This window comes from Collinsella sp. AM20-15AC, from assembly GCF_003471405.1.
Lineage (GTDB): Bacteria > Actinomycetota > Coriobacteriia > Coriobacteriales > Coriobacteriaceae > Collinsella.
Genome location: NZ_QRJA01000019.1, coordinates 19,965 through 40,134 on the forward strand (window position 1 = coordinate 19,965; position 20,170 = coordinate 40,134).

General features: G+C 63.7%; 13 protein-coding genes, 4 tRNA genes and 1 pseudogene. All 18 read left to right on the plus strand.

The window, feature by feature from the left end:
* Position 1: 1 nt before the first annotated feature.
* The 18 genes and pseudogenes from DW233_RS07275 to DW233_RS07350 all read left to right on the plus strand — a co-directional run bounded on the left by DW233_RS07275 (position 2) and on the right by DW233_RS07350 (position 20,019).
* Complete coding sequence (locus tag DW233_RS07275; protein ID WP_117629429.1) at positions 2 to 253, plus strand: DUF3343 domain-containing protein; 252 nt, start codon at positions 2 to 4, stop codon at positions 251 to 253.
* Entirely contained in the window at positions 250 to 1,389 is a 1,140-nt protein-coding gene (locus DW233_RS07280) for an aminotransferase class V-fold PLP-dependent enzyme (RefSeq protein ID WP_118267502.1), read from the plus strand. The genes DW233_RS07275 and DW233_RS07280 overlap by 4 nt, the downstream gene beginning before the upstream one ends.
* A gap of 66 nt (positions 1,390 to 1,455) precedes the next feature.
* Positions 1,456 to 2,814: a branched-chain amino acid transport system II carrier protein gene (gene brnQ, locus DW233_RS07285; protein ID WP_117629431.1), complete on the plus strand. Its 1,359-nt coding sequence runs from the start codon at positions 1,456 to 1,458 to the stop codon at positions 2,812 to 2,814.
* Between the two features lie 91 nt (positions 2,815 to 2,905).
* A tRNA-Pro gene (locus DW233_RS07290) sits at positions 2,906 to 2,982 on the plus strand.
* A gap of 6 nt (positions 2,983 to 2,988) precedes the next feature.
* Positions 2,989 to 3,062 (plus strand) — tRNA-Gly (locus DW233_RS07295).
* A gap of 116 nt (positions 3,063 to 3,178) precedes the next feature.
* Positions 3,179 to 4,015 (plus strand): formate/nitrite transporter family protein, encoded by an 837-nt coding sequence (locus DW233_RS07300; RefSeq protein ID WP_117639223.1) that lies wholly within the window; start codon positions 3,179 to 3,181, stop codon positions 4,013 to 4,015.
* A gap of 185 nt (positions 4,016 to 4,200) precedes the next feature.
* On the plus strand, positions 4,201 to 5,658 hold the full coding sequence (gene selA / locus DW233_RS07305; RefSeq protein WP_117876828.1) for an L-seryl-tRNA(Sec) selenium transferase: 1,458 nt from the start codon (positions 4,201 to 4,203) through the stop codon (positions 5,656 to 5,658).
* A complete protein-coding gene (selB, locus tag DW233_RS07310; protein WP_118267505.1) occupies positions 5,655 to 7,625 on the plus strand; it encodes a selenocysteine-specific translation elongation factor in 1,971 nt (656 codons plus the stop codon). The genes selA and selB overlap by 4 nt, the downstream gene beginning before the upstream one ends.
* Positions 7,626 to 7,697: 72 nt before the next feature.
* Positions 7,698 to 7,794, plus strand: a tRNA-Sec gene (locus DW233_RS10250).
* A gap of 262 nt (positions 7,795 to 8,056) precedes the next feature.
* The gene (gene gdhA, locus DW233_RS07315) at positions 8,057 to 9,412 is read left to right on the plus strand and encodes an NADP-specific glutamate dehydrogenase (protein WP_118267507.1); all 1,356 of its coding nucleotides are present in this window, start codon (positions 8,057 to 8,059) and stop codon (positions 9,410 to 9,412) included.
* A 132-nt stretch (positions 9,413 to 9,544) separates the two neighbouring features.
* Positions 9,545 to 10,447: a xanthine dehydrogenase family protein subunit M gene (locus DW233_RS07320; RefSeq protein WP_199574607.1), complete on the plus strand. Its 903-nt coding sequence runs from the start codon at positions 9,545 to 9,547 to the stop codon at positions 10,445 to 10,447.
* 74 nt (positions 10,448 to 10,521) lie between these two features.
* Positions 10,522 to 10,890, plus strand: a pseudogene (locus tag DW233_RS10605) ((2Fe-2S)-binding protein); the annotation flags it as partial.
* A gap of 177 nt (positions 10,891 to 11,067) precedes the next feature.
* Positions 11,068 to 13,278, plus strand: a complete 2,211-nt coding sequence (locus DW233_RS07325; protein WP_370448056.1) for a xanthine dehydrogenase family protein molybdopterin-binding subunit — start codon at positions 11,068 to 11,070, stop codon at positions 13,276 to 13,278.
* Positions 13,279 to 13,447: 169 nt separating this feature from the next.
* Positions 13,448 to 13,531: transfer RNA gene (locus DW233_RS07330), tRNA-Leu, on the plus strand.
* 87 nt (positions 13,532 to 13,618) lie between these two features.
* Positions 13,619 to 14,920 (plus strand): trigger factor, encoded by a 1,302-nt coding sequence (gene tig, locus DW233_RS07335; RefSeq protein WP_158567826.1) that lies wholly within the window; start codon positions 13,619 to 13,621, stop codon positions 14,918 to 14,920.
* A gap of 162 nt (positions 14,921 to 15,082) precedes the next feature.
* Positions 15,083 to 15,703 carry an ATP-dependent Clp protease proteolytic subunit gene (locus DW233_RS07340; RefSeq protein ID WP_022095182.1) on the plus strand — a complete coding sequence of 207 codons (621 nt, stop codon included), beginning with the start codon at positions 15,083 to 15,085 and terminating at the stop codon, positions 15,701 to 15,703.
* A gap of 1 nt (position 15,704) precedes the next feature.
* The gene (gene clpX, locus DW233_RS07345) at positions 15,705 to 17,111 is read left to right on the plus strand and encodes an ATP-dependent Clp protease ATP-binding subunit ClpX (RefSeq protein ID WP_118267514.1); all 1,407 of its coding nucleotides are present in this window, start codon (positions 15,705 to 15,707) and stop codon (positions 17,109 to 17,111) included.
* 211 nt (positions 17,112 to 17,322) lie between these two features.
* The gene (locus DW233_RS07350; protein ID WP_118267516.1) at positions 17,323 to 20,019 is read left to right on the plus strand and encodes a valine--tRNA ligase; all 2,697 of its coding nucleotides are present in this window, start codon (positions 17,323 to 17,325) and stop codon (positions 20,017 to 20,019) included.
* Positions 20,020 to 20,170 lie beyond the last annotated feature (151 nt).

Here is a 20,170-nt window from a genome sequence, read left to right on the forward strand (position 1 = left end):
CATGAGAGAAAAGCGCCCGGCGCTTGTCATCACGTTTCCCACCACGGCGGCCGCCATGGGCTGCGAGTCTCTGTGCCGTGAGCGTGGCCTTCCCGGGCGAACGATTCCCGTACCCGGAGAGGTTGCTGCCGGCTGCGGCCTGGCATGGAAAGCCCTGCCTGAAAATGAACCACTGCTGCGAAGCGAGCTTGCCGCGGCGGACGTTCCCACCGAGGGCTTTACTGTGATCGATATGTGGGAGGTCGTGCGATGATCTACCTGGATAACGCGGCGACGACCATGCACAGACCTCAGGCGGTCATCGATGCCGTGGTGCAGGCGATGTGCTCGCTCGGCAATGCTGGGCGAGGCGCCACGTCGGGTGCGCTCGACGCGGCGCGCACCATCCACAGCTGCCGCACCAAGCTTGCGCGCTTGCTGGGCTGCCCGCGGGTGGACCATATTTGTTTTACGCCCAACTCCACGGCGGCGCTCAACACCGCCATCAACGGCGTGGTGCGCCCCGGCGATCGTGTGGTCACGACGGTGCTCGAACACAACTCCGTGCTGCGTCCGCTCAACCGCCTGGCGGCAGAGCAGGGCGTGACTGTTGAGCATGCGGGCTGCGACGCGAACGGCGTGCTCGACTACGACGAGCTCGAGCAGCTGGTCACGCCGGGCACGCGTGCCGTGGTGGTGACACACGCCTCCAATGTGACCGGCAACGCGGTCGACATTGCACGCGTGGCTGCCATGGCCCATGCGGCCGGCGCGCTTGTGATCGTCGATGCCTCGCAGTCTGCCGGCACGGCGCATATCGATATGCAGGTCATGGGGCTCGACGTGGTGTGCTTTACCGGCCACAAGGGGCTCATGGGCCCGCAGGGGACCGGTGGCCTAGCCGTGGCGGAAGGCATTGACGTGGCTCCTTGGGCCATGGGTGGCACGGGCGTGCGCAGCTTCGATGCGCTGCAGCCGCAAGAGTGGCCCACGCGTCTTGAGGCGGGCACGCTCAACGGTCACGGTATCGCCGGCCTTTCCGCCGGCCTCGACGTTATCGAGGCCCAGGGCGGGGTAGAGGCGATTGCGGCACGCGAACGTGCGCTTGCCGAGCGCTTCCTCGCCGGCGTTCGCGACATTCCCGGCATTGCGCTCTACGGTGCGTTTGACCAGCCCGTGCGCTCGGCGATCGTTTCGCTTAACGTGGGCGATATCGATTCGGCCGAGGTCTCGGACGCGCTCATGCAAGGGTGGGGGATTGCGACGCGCCCCGGCGCCCACTGCGCTCCGCTCATGCACCGCGCACTGGGGACCGAGCGCCAGGGTGTCGTTCGCCTCTCGTTTGGGTATTTCAACACGGACGAGGAAGTCGACACCGCGATTGACGCTCTGCACGATTTAGCCTGCTAAAGCGTATATACTTGCGGGACGGGTCTTTTGCCCGTCCCGTTTTGTTTCGACCCGAAAGGTGGTCCTATGGCATCATCCGCCCCGCGCGGTCTGCGCTCCGACCATGTCCTCACCGTCGGCATCGCCCTGTTCTCGATGCTCTTTGGCGCCGGCAACCTCATTATTCCGCCGCTGCTGGCGCTGCAGGCGGGCTCTGCCACGCCGCTCGCCATGCTCGGCTTTCTGATTGCCGCCATCGGCCTTCCCGTCATGGGCTTTATCGCCGTGGCACTTGCCGGAACGGCGCGCGAGCTTGCCGGTCGTGTGCACCCCAAGTTTGGCGAGTTTTTTGTCGCGGCGGTGTATCTGGCTATCGGTCCGTGTCTGGCCATTCCGCGTACGAGTTCCACGGCCTTCGAGATGCTGGTGCCGCTGCTGCCCGAGGGTGTCTCGCTCGGCACGGCCCGCCTGGTGTTTGCCGTCGCCTTCTTTGCCGTCGCCTTTGTGCTCACGCTGCGCCCGGGTGTCATTACGCGCGTGCTCGGCCGCATTACGGGCCCCGCGCTCATCGCCCTTATCGTATTGGTCGTGGGCGCTGCCGTGGTCTCGCCGCTGGGTTCCGCTGCCGCGCCGCAGGCTCCTTACGATGCCGGTGCCGCCGTGCAGGGCTTTTTGACCGGCTATCAGACCATGGACCTGCTCGCGTCGCTCGCCTTTGGCATCATCATCGCCGAGACCATCCACGAGCTGGGCGTTACCGACGACAAGCGCGTGGCCTTCGAGATTTCGCGCTCCGGCGTGATCGCTGGTGTGCTCATGGCCATCATCTACTGCGGTCTGGCGCTTGCCGGCACGCAGCTGAGCACCGTGATGCCCGATGCCACCAACGGAGCCGCCATCCTCGCCCGCTCGGCCTCCATGCACTTTGGCCTTGCCGGCACGGTCGTGGTCTTTGCGATCTTCTTCCTCGCCTGCATGAACGTATGCATCGGCCTCATCAGCTGCTGCTCGCGTTACTTCTGCGAGACGTATGTGGTCGAAGGGGGAGCTGAGGCTTCCGAGGAGGCCATGCGCCGTCCCTTTGCGATACTCGCCTTTGTGTTCGCGGCGTTTTCGTGCGTGCTCTCAAACGTGGGTCTCGACGTGATCCTCATGTTCTCGGTGCCCATGCTCAACGCCCTGTACCCTGTTGCAATTGTTCTGGTGCTTATGGGCCTAGTGCACGGTTTTTGCGACGCGCATCCGCAGGTGTGGGTCTGGGTCGGCGGCGTTGTCGCGGTGCAGAGCGTGATCACCTCGATCCGCGACGCGTTCTTTGCAGGCGTGTGGCTGCCGTTCGATGCGCTGCCGCTGGCCGACATTGGAGCCGCATGGGCGCCGGTTGCCGTGGTGGCGTTTGTGATTGGCCTGCTCCACAGCCGGTTTGTCGCACATTCGAGGAGCTAGGGTATCGTCGCTTGCACAGGCGGGGAGTCTCCCCTATAATTTCCTTCGCTTTGGGACACGCAAGGTTTAGACCTTAGCTGCTCAACACCTTCGGGACGTGGCGCAGTTTGGTAGCGCGCCTGCTTTGGGAGCAGGATGTCGCAGGTTCAAATCCTGTCGTCCCGACCATATCTTGCGGGCGTAGTTCAATGGTAGAACCCCAGCCTTCCAAGCTGATGACGCGGGTTCGATTCCCGTCGCCCGCTCCAAGTAATTTGCAGGTCAGAGGTACGTTTACTTCTGACCTGTTTTGTTTTGACCGTCCGACGCGGGGCCTTTGCATTGGCAATGCTCGTCCCTGCTGATTAGGAAAGAAGTGACTGACATGGCAGATTTCAAGGCAGAATACCCCATCCCCGACTGCCTGGCGCCTGCCGCAATCGAGACCAAGACCGAGGCCGCCGGCGTTACCAAGGCCAGTCTGCCTGCCTCGAAGGCATTTTTGCTCGCCATGTTCGCCGGCGCGTTCATCGCCTTCGGCGGTCTGTTCTTCACGGTCTTTCTGAGCGATGCGTCCCTTGGCTGGGGCGCTCAGCGCTTTGTGGGCGGCCTGTGCTTTTGCCTGGGACTGGTGCTCGTGCTCATTTGCGGCGCGGAACTGTTTACCGGCAACTCGCTTATGGTCTGCGCGCTCAAGAGCAAAAAGATCACGCTCGTCCAGATGCTCAAGGCTTGGGTCGTTGTGTGGATCGGCAACTTTGCCGGCGCGCTGTTCGTTGTCTTTTTGGTTTACATGGCAGCTATTTATAAGCTCAACGGCGAGGCCGTTGCCAACACCATGGTGAGTGTCGCCGCCGGTAAGGTTTCGATTGACGCCGTCACCATCTTCTTCCGCGGCATTCTGTGCAACATCTTTGTGTGCCTGGCTGTATGGATCGGTACCGCCGGCAAGACCGTGGTCGATAAAGTCGTGGGTATTCTGCTGCCTATCGCCGCCTTTGTGTCATGCGGTTTTGAGCACTGCGTTGCCAACATGTACTTTTTGCCCATGGGTGCCGTGATGCACGCGTGCGGCTATGGAGCCGATGTCGCCGGCGCCGATGCCCTCAACGCCGCCGGGTTGGCGCTCAACCTTTCGGTCGCCACGCTGGGCAATATCGTAGGTGGCGCCCTGATCGTGGCGCTGGGCTACTGGTTTATCTACGCCAACAAAGAGTCCTAAAGGACCCAACCCATAACCGACCAAAAAGGGACAGGTTTATTTTGGCAGGTTTTGGACGAGGCGCTTCGCCGTCTTGTCGCGAGCTGCCATAATGGACCTGTCCCTTTTGTATTCGCGTCGTCACATTTTGGCCGATGACGACCAAGGGGGGCCTGCTTTTTATTGATTATGTCGAAGGGCTTTCCATGAGCGACTGCGAATCCATGCCTGCCGAGGTGCGCGACCGCCTGCGCTCCATTCCCGCCGTGCACGAGCTGCTGGCCGAGTGGCCGGTCATGAAGGCTGCCGGCGATGCGGGCGACACGTTGGTGCGCGAGGCGATTGACGCCGAGCTCGATGCCGAGCGCGCGGCGATTCGCTCTGGCGCCCCCGCTAGGAATAAGCGCGAGCTCGCCTTGGCTATCGAGCGGCGGTGCCACCGCCTGTCGCTGCCGACCCTGCGCCCTGCCGTTAACGCGACGGGCGTTGTGATTCACACCAACCTGGGCCGCGCTCCGCTCGCGCCCGCGGCGGTGCGGGCGGTGACCGATGTCGCTCGCGGCTACAGCACGCTTGAGTATGACGTCTCAACCTGCGCTCGCGGGGGCCGCAAAGAGCATGCCGCGCGTCTGCTGCGCACGCTCACGGGGGCGCAGGACGCCCTGGTCGTCAACAATAACGCCGCGGCGGTGCTGCTGGTGCTTGCCGCGCATGCGTGCGGCAAAGAGGTCATCGTGAGTCGCGGCGAGCTGGTCGAGGTGGGCGGTAGCTTCCGCATTCCCGACATCATGGCGGCCTCGGGCGCCAAGCTTGTCGAGGTGGGCTCGACCAACCGCACGCATCTGGATGATTATCGAAGCGCCATCACGCCCAACACGGCGATGATCCTGAAGGTTCATCCTTCCAACTACCGCATCGAGGGCTTCCACGAGGAGGTTTCCGTGGCGGAGCTTTCTGCGCTGGCGCATGAGCACGGGCTTTTGCTTTACGAGGACCAAGGCTCGGGTGCTTTGCTTGCAGACGGGGTGCTCGCCGATGCGGGGGAGAAGTCCACGTCCGCCTCGCTTTGCGCCGGCGCTGACCTTGTCTCGTGCTCGGGCGACAAGCTACTCGGTGCTTCGCAGGCGGGCATTATTCTCGGCAGCGACCAGGCGATTGCCACTTGTGCCTCGCATCCGCTGATGCGCGCGCTTCGCCCCGGCAAGCTCACGCTCGCGGCCCTCGAGGCCACCCTGCGCCTGTATGTGGCCGGTTCCGATACGGCACATCGGGAGATTCCGGTGCTCAACATGCTATCCGGCGCGCCGGCTCCGCTCGAGCGTCAGGCCAAGCGCCTGCGCGACCGCATGCTGCGTAAACTTCGCGAGGCTCAGTGCGAGGAGGCGGTGGAATTGCAGGTTGTCGAGGGCGCCTCTGCCCCCGGCGGCGGCTCGCTGCCGACCGTCGAGCTCCCAACATTTTGCGTTGCCGTCTGTCCCGCCGATGGGCGCCTGTCCGCCGATGGCCTAAAGCGCGCCATGGTTCAAGAACCCGATACGCCGGTTGTGACGCGCGTGCAGCGCGACCAGGTGCTGTTTGACGTCCGCACGCTTTTGCACGATACCGACCTTGACCTGTGTGCGTCTGCGTTGACGGATGCCGTGCGGGCGGGTTTGCGTCGATGACGGCGCGTGAGCTTGTCGAATGTCCCGTTGTCGTTGGAACGGCGGGACACGTTGACCATGGAAAGTCGGCCCTCATCGAGGCGCTGACCGGAAAAAATCCCGACCGTCTGGAGGTCGAGAAGCGCCGCGGTATGACCACGGAGCTCGGTTTTGGAGAGTTGGCGCTGCCGAGCGGCAAGATTGTCGGCCTGGTCGATGTGCCCGGTCATGCGCACTACCTGCGCGCGATGGTGCAGGGCGCCACGGGCATCGACGTGGCAGTGCTGGTGGTTTCTGCCGTTGAGGGCGTGATGCTGCAGACGCGCGAGCACGTGCACGTTCTCGAGTTGTTGGGCGTGACGCGCATGGTCGTCGCGCTCACCATGCGCGACCTGGCCGACGACGAGACGGCGGAGCTCGCCGAGCTCGATGTGATGGATTTCCTTTCGGGCACCGTGTTCTCCGATGCCCCCGTGGTCCCCGTGTCGTCGCGCACGGGCGAGGGCGTCGAGGACGTGCGCGGGGCGATCGATGCCGCGATCGACGCGTTTCTGGCTGAATCCGCCGAGCGCTCCGAGCGCCCCGGCTTGGCCCCGCGTCTGCCCATCGACCGCTGCTTTTCCATCAAGGGCTCGGGCACCGTCGTCACGGGAACGCTTCACGACGCCCCCATCATGGTGGGCGACGAGCTTGTCTCGAGCCCGGCGGGCGTGCGCTGTCGCGTGCGCGCGATTCAGGTGCACGGCGACACGCCGCGCGCGCTTCCCGGCCAGCGCGTCGCCCTCAACATCGTGGGCGACGGGGTCGATGTCCTGCCCCGCGGCGAGGTCGTCTGCGGACCGAGCGCCGAGGGCTCGACGCTTAGGCTTATCGCGCGCTTCACCTATCTGGGGCGCGAGGGCGCCAAGCCCGTGCCCTTCGAGTCCGGCGCGCGCGTCCACGTGATGGCGGGCACGGCCGAGGTCATCGGGCGCATCATGCTCATGGAGGGCGAGGGACCCATTGAGGCCGGCGAGACCCGCATCGTACAGGTCCGCCTGGAGGAGCGTCTTCCCGTGCGCTCGGGCGACGGCCTCATCGTGCTCGCGTTCTCGCCGGTGGTGCTTATCGGCGGCGGACGCGTGCTGCTTTCGCAGTGCCGCCGCTCGCGCGAGCTCACGGATGCTGAGCGCTCGCTTCTCGCGGCTCTCGATGCGGGCGACCTCGCATCGACCGTCGCCGCGTGGCTCGGTATCCAGCGCCTGCCCGTGCCGGCAGCCGATGTCGCCCGTGCGATCGATCTTTCCGGTGCCGAGGCCGTAAGGCTCCTGCTCGCCGCGGTGGCGTCGGGCGATGCGGTCGCCCTTCATCCGGAGCACTCGACCGAGGAGCTCTATGCCGCCCCCGCCGTGCTCGATGCCGCCCTCACCGCGCTCGCCGACACGCTTGCCGCCATGCATGAGGCCGCGCCCAAGCAGACGGGTTTCACGCCGGGCGAGGTTGTGCATGTCGCCTGGCCGAAAGCGGGCGAAGATGTCGCCTCCGCGCTCATCCTCGAGGGCTGTGCGCGCGGCATCTGCGCCATCGACGGTGCCGAGGTCTTCGACTCGCATTCCGCCGCTGCGGCGTTACGCGTGGTGCGCGAGGCTAGCCATCGCATTGTGGCCCTGCTGGATGAGGCCGGCCTCGACGCGCCGACGCTGCCCGAGCTGGGACAGCAGTTGCAACTCGATCGCGACACCATGACGCGTGCGCTGCGCGAGCTTTCGCTCAACCACTCGATCGTTAAGGTCGAGCACGACGTTGCCTTGTCCGCCGCCGCCGAGGCCCATGCGCGTGAGGTTGTTTTTGCGGCTATCGAGGCTGCCGGCGGCGCTACCACCACGAGTGTATTGCGCGAGGCCTTGGGTGTGTCGCGCAAGCGAGCGATCAGCATCTTGGAGCACCTGGATGCCGTGCGCTTTACCGCACTCGACAAGGATGCCGGCGGCCTAAGATCGCTGCGTTAGGGGCTTTGCATCGCTGCCCTGGTCCTCCTTTCAGTTGCGGGCTGTTCGGTTTGGTAAAATACCGCCACGCTTGGGAACGGATGGGCTCCGGTGGGCCCCGCGGTCCTCAAAACCGTTGCGAGGCGTGCAAAACGTCTTGGATGTGTTCGATTCACATACGTTCCCGCCAACGTATCTCGCCAAAACCACCACAAAGGTGCCTGTCCCCTTTGTGGTGGTTTTGAAACGTGCGGGAAACAGCTTCGAAACACGCAACTTGCACGTCAGGCGCTCAAAAACGCATCTACCTGCATCGTAATCAAAATGAAACATCCGCCCGCGGTCTTATTCGTAACTTTGCGGCAACAGTGCGATATTATCCATACTCGATAAAGCTCGCGGCGCATAGGGTGCCGCGACCGACACTTTTCTTTCCCATCATTGGAGGAAGCATGAGCTACACGCAGAAAGTTCTCGACGAGCTCAAGGCCCGCTATCCCGAGCAGCCTGAGTTCATCCAGGCCGCGACCGAGATCCTCGGCACCATCCAGCCGGCGCTCGACGCCCACCCCGAGTACGAGGAGGCCGCCCTGCTTGAGCGCCTCGTCGAGCCCGAGCGCATCGTCATGTTCCGTGTTCCCTGGGTCGACGACCAGGGCAAGGTTCAGGTCAACCGCGGTTACCGCGTCGAGTTCAACTCTGCCATTGGACCCTACAAGGGCGGCCTGCGCTTTAATCCGACGGTCACCCTGGGCATGCTTAAGTTCCTGGGCCTGGAGCAGATCCTCAAGAACAGCCTGACCACCCTTCCCATGGGCGGCGGCAAGGGCGGCTCCGACTTTGACCCCAAGGGCAAGTCCAACAACGAGATCATGCACTTCTGCCAGTCCTTCATGACCGAGCTCTATCGCCACATTGGCCCCAACACCGACGTTCCCGCCGGCGACCTTGGCGTTGGCGGCCGCGAGGTTGCCTACATGTTCGGTCAGTACAAGCGCCTGACCAACGAGTGGACCGGCGTCCTCACTGGCAAGGGCCTCTCCTTTGGCGGCTCGCTCGCCCGTACCGAGGCCACCGGCTACGGCCTGGTCTACTTTGTGGACGAGTACCTCAAGAGCCGCGGCGACTCCTTCGAGGGCAAGAACGTCGTCGTTCACGGTTCCGGCAACGTTGCTATCTATGCCGTCCAGAAGGTCGCGCAGCTCGGCGGCAAGGTGCTGGCCTGCTCCGACACCCACGGCTGGGTCGAGGATCCCGACGGCATCGACTACTCCGTGCTCGAGCACGTCTACAACCAGAAGCGCTCCGGCCACGACAAGGGCGTCACGCTCGCCATGTACGTTGACGAGAAGCCCAACGCCGTGTGGCACGAGGGCGACGGCCGCGGCGTGTGGGAGCTGCCCTGCGACATCGCGCTGCCCTGCGCTCGCGAGAACACGCTGCTGCTCGAGGACGCCCAGGCGCTCGTCGCCAACGGCTGCAAGGTGGTCGGCGAGGGCGCAAACATGCCCACGACCATCGAGGCCACGACTTACTTCCAGGAGAACGGCGTCGCCTTTATGCCCGGTAAGGCTGCCAACGCCGGTGGCGTGCTCGTGTCCGGCCTGGAAATGAGCCAGAACGCCGAGCACCTGTCCTGGACCTTCGAGGAGGTCGACGGCAAGCTCGAGCAGCTCATGCGCGGCATGTTCCACAACGTGGACGACACCGCCAAGGAGTATGGCCAGGAGGGCAACTTCGTCATGGGCGCCAACATCGCCGGCTTCCTGAAGGTCGCCGACGCCATGCTCGCCCAGGGCGTCTGCTAAATCCAGCTCGACATAGCAACTGATGAGGCTCCCAGCATTTGTGCCGGGAGCCTTTTTCTATGGTGGTGAGGGCCGTGCGCCCTCGTTTGGTACACTAGAGGACACTGGACAAGTGAAGAGATGGGGGAGAACGTGCTCAAGTTCGGTACCTACGTCCGTGTTGGAAACGCGGCCGAAGCCTATGAGCTCTTACAGAAGAACCGCAACAACAAGATTGTGGGCGGCGGCATCTGGATGCGCCTGGGTTCGCGTCGCGTGGCGACGGCGATTGACCTTTCGGCCTGCGGACTCGATCAGATCGAGGAGACCGAGACCGAGTTTCGCATCGGTGCCATGTGCACCCTGCGCCAGCTCGAGCGTCATGCCGGGCTCAACGCGCTTGTCAACAATGTCTTTGAGTTCGCCGTCCACGACATCGTGGGCGTGCAGCTGCGCAATACCGCCACGGTGGGCGGCAGCATCTACGGCCGCTTTGGCTTCTCGGACGTTCTCTCGGCGTTCCTGGCGCTCGATTCGTATGTTGAGCTGACGGGCGCCGGCCGCGTGCCGCTCGCCGAGTTCGTCGACATGGGTTACGTGCGCGACGTGATCGAGCACATCGTGGTCGTTAAACACGATTACCGTGCGAGCTACGAGGCCGTGCGCAAGGCCGCGACCGACTTCCCCTCGTTGAACGTCACCGCCGCCTGGTGGAACAACACTTGGCACGTCACCGTGGGCGCCCGCCCGCTGCGCGCGACCCTGCTGCAGGGCGTGGCGTGCGGCCTTACCAACGAGCAGCCTTCCGAGGACGAGCTTCGCGCCCTTGCTGCATCCGTGCGTGCCCTGAGCTACGGAACCAACCTGTGGGGCTCGGCCGACTACCGCCGCCGCATCTCTGCCCCGCTCGCCATCCAGGCTGTGCGTCGCGCCGCCGGCATCGAGCTTTCGGCCGCGCTTGCCCGCGAGCTCGAGACCGTGCAGATCCCCAAGTTCGCCACGGACGAGTATTCCTGCCGCCGCGTGCCCGGCGTCGATTCTAGCGAGGTGCGCTAATGGCTGCCAAACTCATCGATCTTTCCTTTACGCTCAACGGCCGTAAGGTCAAGGTTCAGATTGCCCCCGACACCATGCTCTTTGCACTGTTGCGCGAGCAGGGTTGCGCGTCGGTGCGCTGCGCCTGTGAGACCACCAACTGCGGCCTGTGCACGGTGTGGCTCGACGGCGACCCGGTGCTGAGCTGCTCGGTTCCCGCCGCTCGCGTCGAGGGCCACACCATCACCACGCTCGAGGGCCTCAAAGCCGAGTCCGAGGCGCTTGCCCGTGCGATGGCTGCCGAAGGCGCCGAGCAGTGCGGTTTTTGCGCCCCCGGCCTCATCATGAACGTGCTGGCGCTTGCACGCGCCGCCAAGGAGGACCCGAGCCTCGTCGCCACGCGCGAGGAACTCTCACGCCAGCTCGCCGGCAACCTCTGCCGTTGCAGCGGCTATGAGAGCCAGCTGCGCGCCATCGTCCGCTTTCTTAACGAGTCCGGCGTGCATGTGGGCTTTGAGATGCCCGAGCTGCCGGTCAACGACACCAGCTGCGACGGTGTCTCGTACAAGCAGATCACCCATAAGCAGCCCAAGAAGGACTCGAAGGCGCTGCTCGAGGGCCGTCCCGTCTACACGGGCGATATGGTGCCCGCCGGCGCCCTGATCGTCAAACTCAAGCGCAGCCCCTATGCCCGCGCCAAGATCCGCTCCATCGATACGTCGCGCGCCCTGAAGGTGCCCGGCGTTGTGGGCGTCTACACTTACGAGGACGTGCCCAAGCGCCGCTTTACTATCGCCGGTCAGAGCTATCCGCAGCCGAGTCCCTACGACCGCCTGATTCTCGAGAACCTTGTGCGCTACCAAAACGAGGAGGTGGCGATCGTCGCTGCCGAGACCGAGGAGGCTGCCGACAAGGCGCTCAAGCTCATCAAGGTCGACTATGAGGTGCTCGAGCCCCTGCTCGACTTTACCCAGGCACTCGATAACGACATCGTGGTCCACCCCGAGGGCGACGTGACCTTTATGTTCCCGCAGGGCGGCGACGTCCCGCGCAACCTGGTGTGCAGCGGTACCAGCGATTACGGCGATCTGGACGAGGCCTTCGCCCAGAGCGACATCGTCTTTGAGCGCACCTACACCAGCCAGGCCACGCAGACCGCGCCCATGGAGACCTTCCGCGCCTTCGCGACAACCGACGCGTTCGGGCGTATCTCGGTGACCACCTCCACGCAGGTGCCCTTCCATGTGCGCCGCATGGTCGCGCAGTCGCTCGACATTCCGCAGTCGCAGGTGCAGGTCATTAAACCGCGCATCGGCGGCGGCTTTGGCTCCAAGCAGACGGGCTGCTGCGAGATCTTCGTTGCGTTTGTGACGCAGCAGACCGGCCGTCCGAGCTACTGCTGCTACACCCGTGAGGAGACCATCACTGCGGGCAACTCGCGCCACCAGATGCAGATGACCGTTAAACTGGGCGCCATGAACGACGGCACCATCACGGCCATCGATCTGCACACGCTGTCCAACGCCGGCGCGTACGGCGAGCACGCCACCACGACGATCGGCCTGTCGGGTCACAAGAGCCTGCCCATCTACAACCATGTGAAGGCGAGCCGCTTTAGCTGGGACGCTGTCTACACCAATACCAACCGCGGCGGCGCGTATCGCGGCTACGGTGCCACCCAGGGCCAGTTTGCCGTGGAGAGCGCCGTCAACGAGCTCGCCGACATGCTGCACATGGACCCGGCCGACCTGCGCCTTAAGAACATCGTGCGCGAGGGCGAGATCATGCCGCAGTACTACAACGAGAAGCTCAACGCCTGCGCGCTCGACCGCTGTCTGCTGCGCGCGATGGACATGATCGGTTGGCGCGACAAGCCGCTGGCCGTGGACCTGGGCGACCGCGTACGCGCCCTGGGTTGCGCGCTCACCATGCAGGGCTCGGGCATCTCCAACGTCGACATCGCCGGCATCGACATGCGCCTGGAAGAGGACGGCTTTATTACGCTTTCGACCGGCGCCACCGACAACGGCATGGGCGTCGACACGATCCTGGCGCAGATTGCCGCCGAGGAGCTGGGCGTGGAGAGCTCGCTGATTGTGGTACGTGGTGTGGATACCGACGTATCGCCGTTCGACGCCGGCTCGTACGCGAGCTCGGGTACGTACGTGACGGGTCTTGCCGCCAAGAACGCCGCGACCGAGCTGCGTGAGAAGATTTGCGCCAAGGCTGCCCAGATGTGGGATGTGGACGCCGCCGACGTGGTCTTCGATGGCCAGTACGTGCGCCTGTCCGACGAGCGCGCCGCCCGCGAGCGCGGCCGTTACCTCACGCTGCGCGACTTTGCCAACCTGTGCGTCAAGAACATCGACGGCGGCGACGCACTGACTTCGCATGCCTCTGCCTGTCTGCCCGTTTCGCCTCCGCCGTTTATGGCCGGCATTGCCGAGGTCGAGGTCGACAAAGCCACCGGCAAGGTGACCGTGGTGGACTACGCGGCGGCTGTGGACTGCGGCACCGTGATCAACGAGGCGCTCGCGCGCGTTCAGGCCGAGGGCGGCATTGCCCAGGGTATCGGCCACGCGCTCTACGAGATTGTCGAGCATGATGACCGCGGCCGCCTGCGCACCGGTAACTTTATGAGCTACAAGCTGCCCACGCGCTTGGATATCGGCAGCATTCGCGTGGCCTTTGAGCCGAGCTACGAGCCGACGGGCCCGTTTGGCGCCAAGTCGATTGGCGAGGTCGTCATCAACACGCCGCTCGCCGCTGTGGCCTCGGCCGTGGCGCACGCCACCGGCCACCAGGTTCGCTCGCTTCCCATCACGCCCGAGAAGGCCCTGCTGGGGGAGTAGGCGAGACCCCGTTGCCGCCGCTCTTTGCTTAGTCCGAGGAAACCGCATCCCACGTTTCGGCCGAATTGTGGGATGCGGGCAGTCGCAACTCGTGGTGAGGTCGTGAGCCAAAAACGTGTGCGTGCGCTTGCCGCTCGTATCTGCTATCATTCCTAGTCTGTGCGCTCATGCGGGCGTGGCGGAATTGGTAGACGCGCCAGATTTAGGTTCTGGTGGGATTCCCGTGAAGGTTCGAGTCCTTTCGCCCGCACCAACGCACCCGCGTCGGCTTATGCCCTCGCGACGCTTGTTGCATAAAGGTACCAGCACCTCAGATAAGCTGGGCAGTATGAGGAGGAACGTGTTGAACATCACCGCTTCTGACGTCAAGGACGCCAAGCTCACCGCTACGGTCACCATCCCGGCCGCCGACGTCGACGCCGCGATCAAGAAGGCCTACAAGGAGACCGCCAAGAAGTACCGCTTCCCGGGCTTCCGTGCCGGTAAGGCTCCCCGTCCGGTCATCGACTCCGCTCTTGGCGCCGAGGCTACCCTCGCTCAGGCCACCAACGACCTGATCGCCGCCAACGAGCCCGCCGTCCTCAACGAGCTGGACATCGTCCCCACCAAGAACGGTGACTACAAGGACCTCGACCTCGCTAAGGATCACGAGGACTACACCTACACCGTCGAGTTCTCCCTGCGTCCCGCCGCTGAGCTCTCCTCCTTCGACGCTGTCGAGATCGAGATGCCCCCTGCGGAGGTCACCGAGTCCGAGATCAACAACCAGGTCGAGATGCTCCTCAACTACCGTGCCACCTTCGAGGACGTTGAGGGTCGCGCCGTCGAGGCCGAGGACTACGTCACCGTCGACCTCAAGGCCGTCGAGAACGCCGACAACTTCGCTGCTGAGGGCCGCATGCTCATCGCCGGTAGCGACAGCAACCCCGCCGAGTTCAACGAGGCCCTGATCGGCGCTAACGTCGACGACGTCAAGACCGTCACCTGGACCGACGAGGTCGAGGAGGGCGAGGAGGCCGAGACCCACACCGTCGAGGTCACCGTCAAGGGCATCAAGGTCCGCAACACCCCCGAGCTCACCGACGAGCTCGTCAAGTCCGACTTTGGCTTTGACAGCATCGAGGCCATGCGCGACGCCATCAAGATCGAGATCGAGCAGGACAAGGCTTCCCGCCTCCCGGCCGAGAAGGAGAACCGTTGCGTCTCCGCTCTCGCCGAGCGCCTGCAGCTCGACGAGATGGACGCCGACTACGAGCAGTCCGTCTTTGAGGAGCTTGGCCAGAACTTCCTGTCCAACCTCGCTGCCCGTGGCATGACGCTCGACACCTGGCTGCCCGCTTCCGGCCTGACCATGGAGCAGTTCATCGGCGACCTGCACAAGCAGGCCAACGACGTTGCCCGTGAGTCCCTGGCTCTCGACGCCCTCGCCCGTGAGCTCAAGATCGAGGTCACCGAGGACGACATCAACGCCGAGTTCGAGAAGGCCGGCGTCAAGGACGTCGAGGCTTCCAAGGCCGAGTTCATCGCCGATGGCCGCATGCCTGCCGTCCGTGAGTCCATCCGTCGCTCCAAGGCCGTCGATCACCTGGTCGAGAACGCCAAGGTGACCGAGGTCGACGAGACCGCCAAGGACGCCGAGTAATTCTCGCCACCTTGCCCACGAGCGCTTGTGTGCGCCCATGATGGGGTAAAGTTATAAGCCGGTTATCCGGTTGCTTCGTACGGTGCCAGCCAATGCATAGCATGCGGGCACCGTACGTTTGTCTAGAACCACAATTGGTCCGTAAGAGAAATGGAGATGCGTATGATCGCTAAGTTCGATTCCGCCCTCGTGCCATACGTTATCGAGCAGACGCCGCGCGGCGAGCGCAGCTACGATATCTATTCGCGCCTGCTCAACGACCGCATTATCTTCTTGGGCGAGGAGATCAACTCCGTCAGCGCCAACCTGGTCGTTGCCCAGCTGCTGCATCTTGAGAGCCAGGATGCCGAGAAGGATATCTCGCTCTATATCAATTCGCCCGGTGGCGAGGTCTACTCCGGCCTGGCTATTCTGGACACCATGAACTTCATTAAGCCGCAGGTCTCCACCATTTGCGTGGGTATGGCCGCGTCTATGGCCGCCGTGCTGCTTTCGGCCGGCGCCAAGGGCAAGCGCTTCTGCCTGCCGCACTCTAAGGTCATGATTCACCAGCCCAGCGGCGGTGCCCAGGGCCAGCAGACTGAGATCGAGATCGTGGCCGAGGAGATCAAGAAGACCCGTCGCGAGCTCAACCAGATTCTGTCCGATGCCTCGGGCCAGCCGATCGAGAAGGTCCAGGCCGATACCGAGCGCGACAACTACCTGACCGCTGCCGAGGCCCTCGACTACGGCCTGATCGACCGTATCGTCACCTCGCGCGACCTTGCCGCGAAGGACGCCTAGGATGGCAGGTAACATGCAGGACAACTTTGACGAGAACGGCAACCCCATCCGCTGCTCCTTCTGCGGAAAAGAGCAGGGCCAGGTCCGTCGTCTCGTAAAGGGTCCGACCAACATCTTTATCTGCGATGAGTGCGTCGCCGCCTGCTCCGAGATCCTTGAGGAGTCGCTGGCTTCGGACTTTATGGACGCCGCCCGCAACGGCAATCTCCCGGGTTTCCTCAACGACCACGGCCAGGCTGCGTCCCAGCCCGCCGTTGACCCCGAGGCCGAGGGCTTTGAGCTCGAGGACGATCGCCAGGTCATCACGCACGTGCCGACGCCGCACGAGATCTATGACGAGCTTTCGGCTTATGTCATGGGCCAAGAGGACGCCAAGCGCGCCATGTCGGTTGCCGTGTACAACCATTACCGCCGCGTCATCGAGGGCGGTGCTGCGCTTTCGGCCTTTGACGACGGTTTGGACTCGCAGCTTTACGATGACATGGACGAGGTGGAGCTCGCCAAGTCCAACATCCTGCTGCTCGGTCCCACCGGTACCGGCAAGACGCTGTTGGCCCAGACGCTCGCGCGCATCCTCGAGGTGCCGTTTGCCATCGCCGATGCCACCGCGCTCACCGAGGCTGGTTACGTTGGCGAGGACGTGGAGAACATCCTGCTCAAGCTCATCAATGCTGCCGATGGCGACATTGAGCGCGCTCAGGTGGGCATTATCTACGTGGACGAGATTGACAAGATTGCCCGCAAGGCCGAGAACCTCTCCATTACCCGCGATGTCTCGGGCGAGGGTGTGCAGCAGGCGCTGCTTAAGATTCTTGAGGGCACGGTGGCCAGCGTTCCGCCTACCGGTGGCCGCAAGCATCCCCAGCAGGAGCTGCTGCAGATCGACACGACTAACATCCTGTTTATCTGCGGCGGTGCCTTTGTGGGTCTGGACAAGATCATCGCTGACCGCGTGGGCAACAAGGGCGTGGGCTTTAACTCCGAGATCGCCGGCCCCACCTCGGTCGACGAGAACGACCTGCTGCGTCAGGTGCTCCCGCAGGACCTCAACGCCTTTGGCATGATCCCCGAGTTCGTGGGCCGTACGCCCGTTGTCACCCAGACGCAGGCGCTCGACGAGGACGACCTGGTGTCGATCCTGACCGAGCCCAAGAACGCCGTGGTGCGTCAGTACCGCAAGATGTTCCAGCTCGAGGACGTCGATCTTGAGTTTGAGGACGCCGCCCTGCACGAGATCGCCCGCATGGCGCTTGCCCGCAAGACCGGCGCCCGCGGCCTGCGTGCCATCTGCGAGGACGTGCTGCAGCAGACGATGTTCGACCTCCCCAGCGAGGAGGGCGTCACCAAGGTCATCGTGACCGAAGCGGCGGTTAAGGGCGAAGAACAGCCCCAACGCATCTACGTGTAAACCTGCCAAAAACGTGCTTGCAAATAGCCTCCGACCATCCGCGGTCGGAGGCTATTTTATATATACGCAAAACACCCAACTACCTGTGTTATTCTGTGTGTTTGTTTAAGCCTCAGCGAAGTCATATCAGACTGAAGTAATCGATACCTAAGGGGAGGAATGCAGACCCTAGCGGGCCTACATTCCTCCCCGACGGGCAAGGGAGAGATATATGGAAGAAATGCCCAAGAACTACGATCCGTCGACCAACGAGCCGGTGATCTTGCAGAAGTGGCTCGACGGCGGCTACTACAAGCGCCGCGAGGGCGTGGGCGATTGCACCGTCACCATTCCGCCTCCCAACGTGACCGGCAAGCTCCACATGGGCCACGCCACCGACGACTCCATCCAGGACGCCATCATCCGTATGGCCCGCATGCGCGGCAAGTCCACGCGCTGGGTGCTGGGCACCGATCACGCCGGTATCGCCACGCAGACCAAGGTCGACAAGAAGCTCAAGAGCGAGGGCATCAGCCGCCTGGAGATCGGTCGCGATAAGTTTGTCGACGCCTGCTGGGACTGGACCCACGAGTACGGCGGCATCATCGTCGAGCAGATCAAGCGCATGGGCTGCTCCGTCGACTTCGACAACGAGCGCTTCACCATGGACGAGGATTACGCCCAGGCTGTGCGTAAGGTCTTCTGCGACTGGTACCATGACGGCCTGATCTACCGTGGCAAGCGCATCGTCAACTGGTGCCCCAACTGCACCACCGCCATCTCGGACGACGAGGCCGAGTATAAGGACGAGAAGGGCCACCTGTGGCACCTGCGCTACCCGCTGACCGAGCCGGTCAATGGCCAGGACTACATCGTCGTCGCCACCACGCGCCCCGAGACCATGCTCGGCGACACGGGCGTTGCCGTCTCCCCGAAGGACCCCGAGAAGGCCGCCTTTGTGGGCAAGACCGTCATGCTGCCGATCGTCAACCGCGAGATTCCCATCTTTGAGGATTGGCATGTCGACGCCAACTTTGGCTCCGGCTTCGTCAAGGTCACCCCGGCCCACGACCCCAACGACTACGCCATGGGTCAGGCCCACGACCTGCCGCAGATCAACATCTTCGACGAGCACGCGGTGGTCGTCGAGGGCTACGGCGAGTTCACCGGCATGAACCGCAACGAGTGCCGCGAGGCCGTCATCAAGTGGTTCGAGGAGCACGACCTGCTCGACCACGTCGAGGAGCATGATCACTCCGTCATGCACTGCTACCGTTGCGACTCCGCCCTGGAGCCGTGGCTGTCCGAGCAGTGGTTCGTCGCCGTCGACAAGCTCAAGGGGCCGGCACTCGACGCCGTCAACTCCGGCAAGGTCACCTTCCACCCCGCGCGCTGGACGCAGACCTACACCACCTGGATGGAGAACCTCAAGGACTGGTGCATCAGCCGCCAGCTTTGGTGGGGCCACCGTATCCCCGTGTTCTACTGCGAGGACTGCGGCTGGGAGGACGCCCTCACCGAGGACACCGACGTGTGCCCCAAGTGTGGCGGCCATCACGTGCATCAGGACGAGAACGTGCTGGACACCTGGTTCAGCTCGCAGCTGTGGACCTTCGCCACGCAGGGCTGGCCGCAAAAGCCGGAGCTGCTCGAGGGGCATCACCCCACGACGGCGCTGGTCACCGCGCGCGACATCATCGCGCTGTGGGTCGCCCGCATGGTCATGAGCTCGCTGTACTTCCTTGATGAGGTGCCGTTTAAGGACGTCGTCATCTACCCGACGATTCTGGCCAAGGACGGCAGCCGCATGTCCAAGTCCAAGGGCAACGGCGTAGACCCCATGGACCTCATTGACATGTACGGCGCCGACGCCATGCGCTTCAACCTGCTTACGCTGTGCACCAACAACCAGGACGTCAAGTTCGACGCGAACATCGACAAGAAGACCAAGAAGCTCATCGACAGCCCGCGCACCGAGCAGGCCAAGTCGTTTGTGACCAAGATCTGGAACGCCAGCCGCTTCCTGCTTATGAACATGGAGGGCTACACGCCCGGCGAGCCCGTCGTGGAGACGCCGGCCGACGCCTGGATGTTCAGCCGCTTGGCCAAGGCCGTCAAGATGGTCACCGAGGGTATTGAGAACTACACCTTTGGCGATATGGCCCGCGGCGTGCAGCAGTTCTTCTGGAACGAGGTCTGCGACTGGTACGTCGAGGTCACCAAGGCCCGTCTGAAGGGCGAGGGCCGTCTGCAGGCGCAGCGCAACCTGATCTTTGTGCTCGACACCTCCATTCGCCTGATGCACCCGCTTATGCCGTTTGTCACCGAGGAGATCTGGGACAACATGCCGGCGAGCGTGCTCGATCTGGACGCCGAGGGCAACGTTGACCGCGCCGAGGCGCTCATGATCGCCAAGTGGCCCGAGCCCGCCGACTACGCCAAGTATGTTGACGAGGACGCCGAGCGCGCATTTGAGCTGTGCCGTACCGTCGTGTCTGCCGCCCGCGCCACGCGTTCGCGTTATCGCTTGAGCCCCAAGGCTGAGCTCGACGTGGTCGTGCGCGCCGGTGCCGAGGACATCGAGAAGCTCGAGAGCCTGCGCTCGACCATCGAGCCGCTGGCCAACACCGCCTCGCTGGTCATGGGTACCGACGTCAAGAAGCCGGCCGCGAGCATCGCCGTGGTCGATAGCGGCGTCGAGGTCTTTGTGGTGCTCGAGGGCAAGGTCGACCTTTCGGCCGAGAAGGCGCGCCTGGAGAAGGAGATCGCCGCGGCCCAGAAGGAGCTCGCCGGCTGCGAGAAGACGCTCGCCAACGAGGGCTTTGTGGCTAAGGCAGCGCCCGCGGTGGTCCAGAAGAAGAGGGACCGTGCAGCTGAGCTCAAGGAGATCCTGGCGGCGCTGACTGCTCAGGTTGCTGACTTCTCGTAAGGTTTACTCGGGGGCGCGTCCCGATGCTTTGCTCTCCGCTGCGGACAGTCCTGCGCAAGACGGACAGCACATTAAGTGCTGTCCTTTGCGTGCGGAACTTGCGGCGAGCAAAGCATCGGGCCGCTCCTAGTTCGTTTACGTGGTCGTTTGC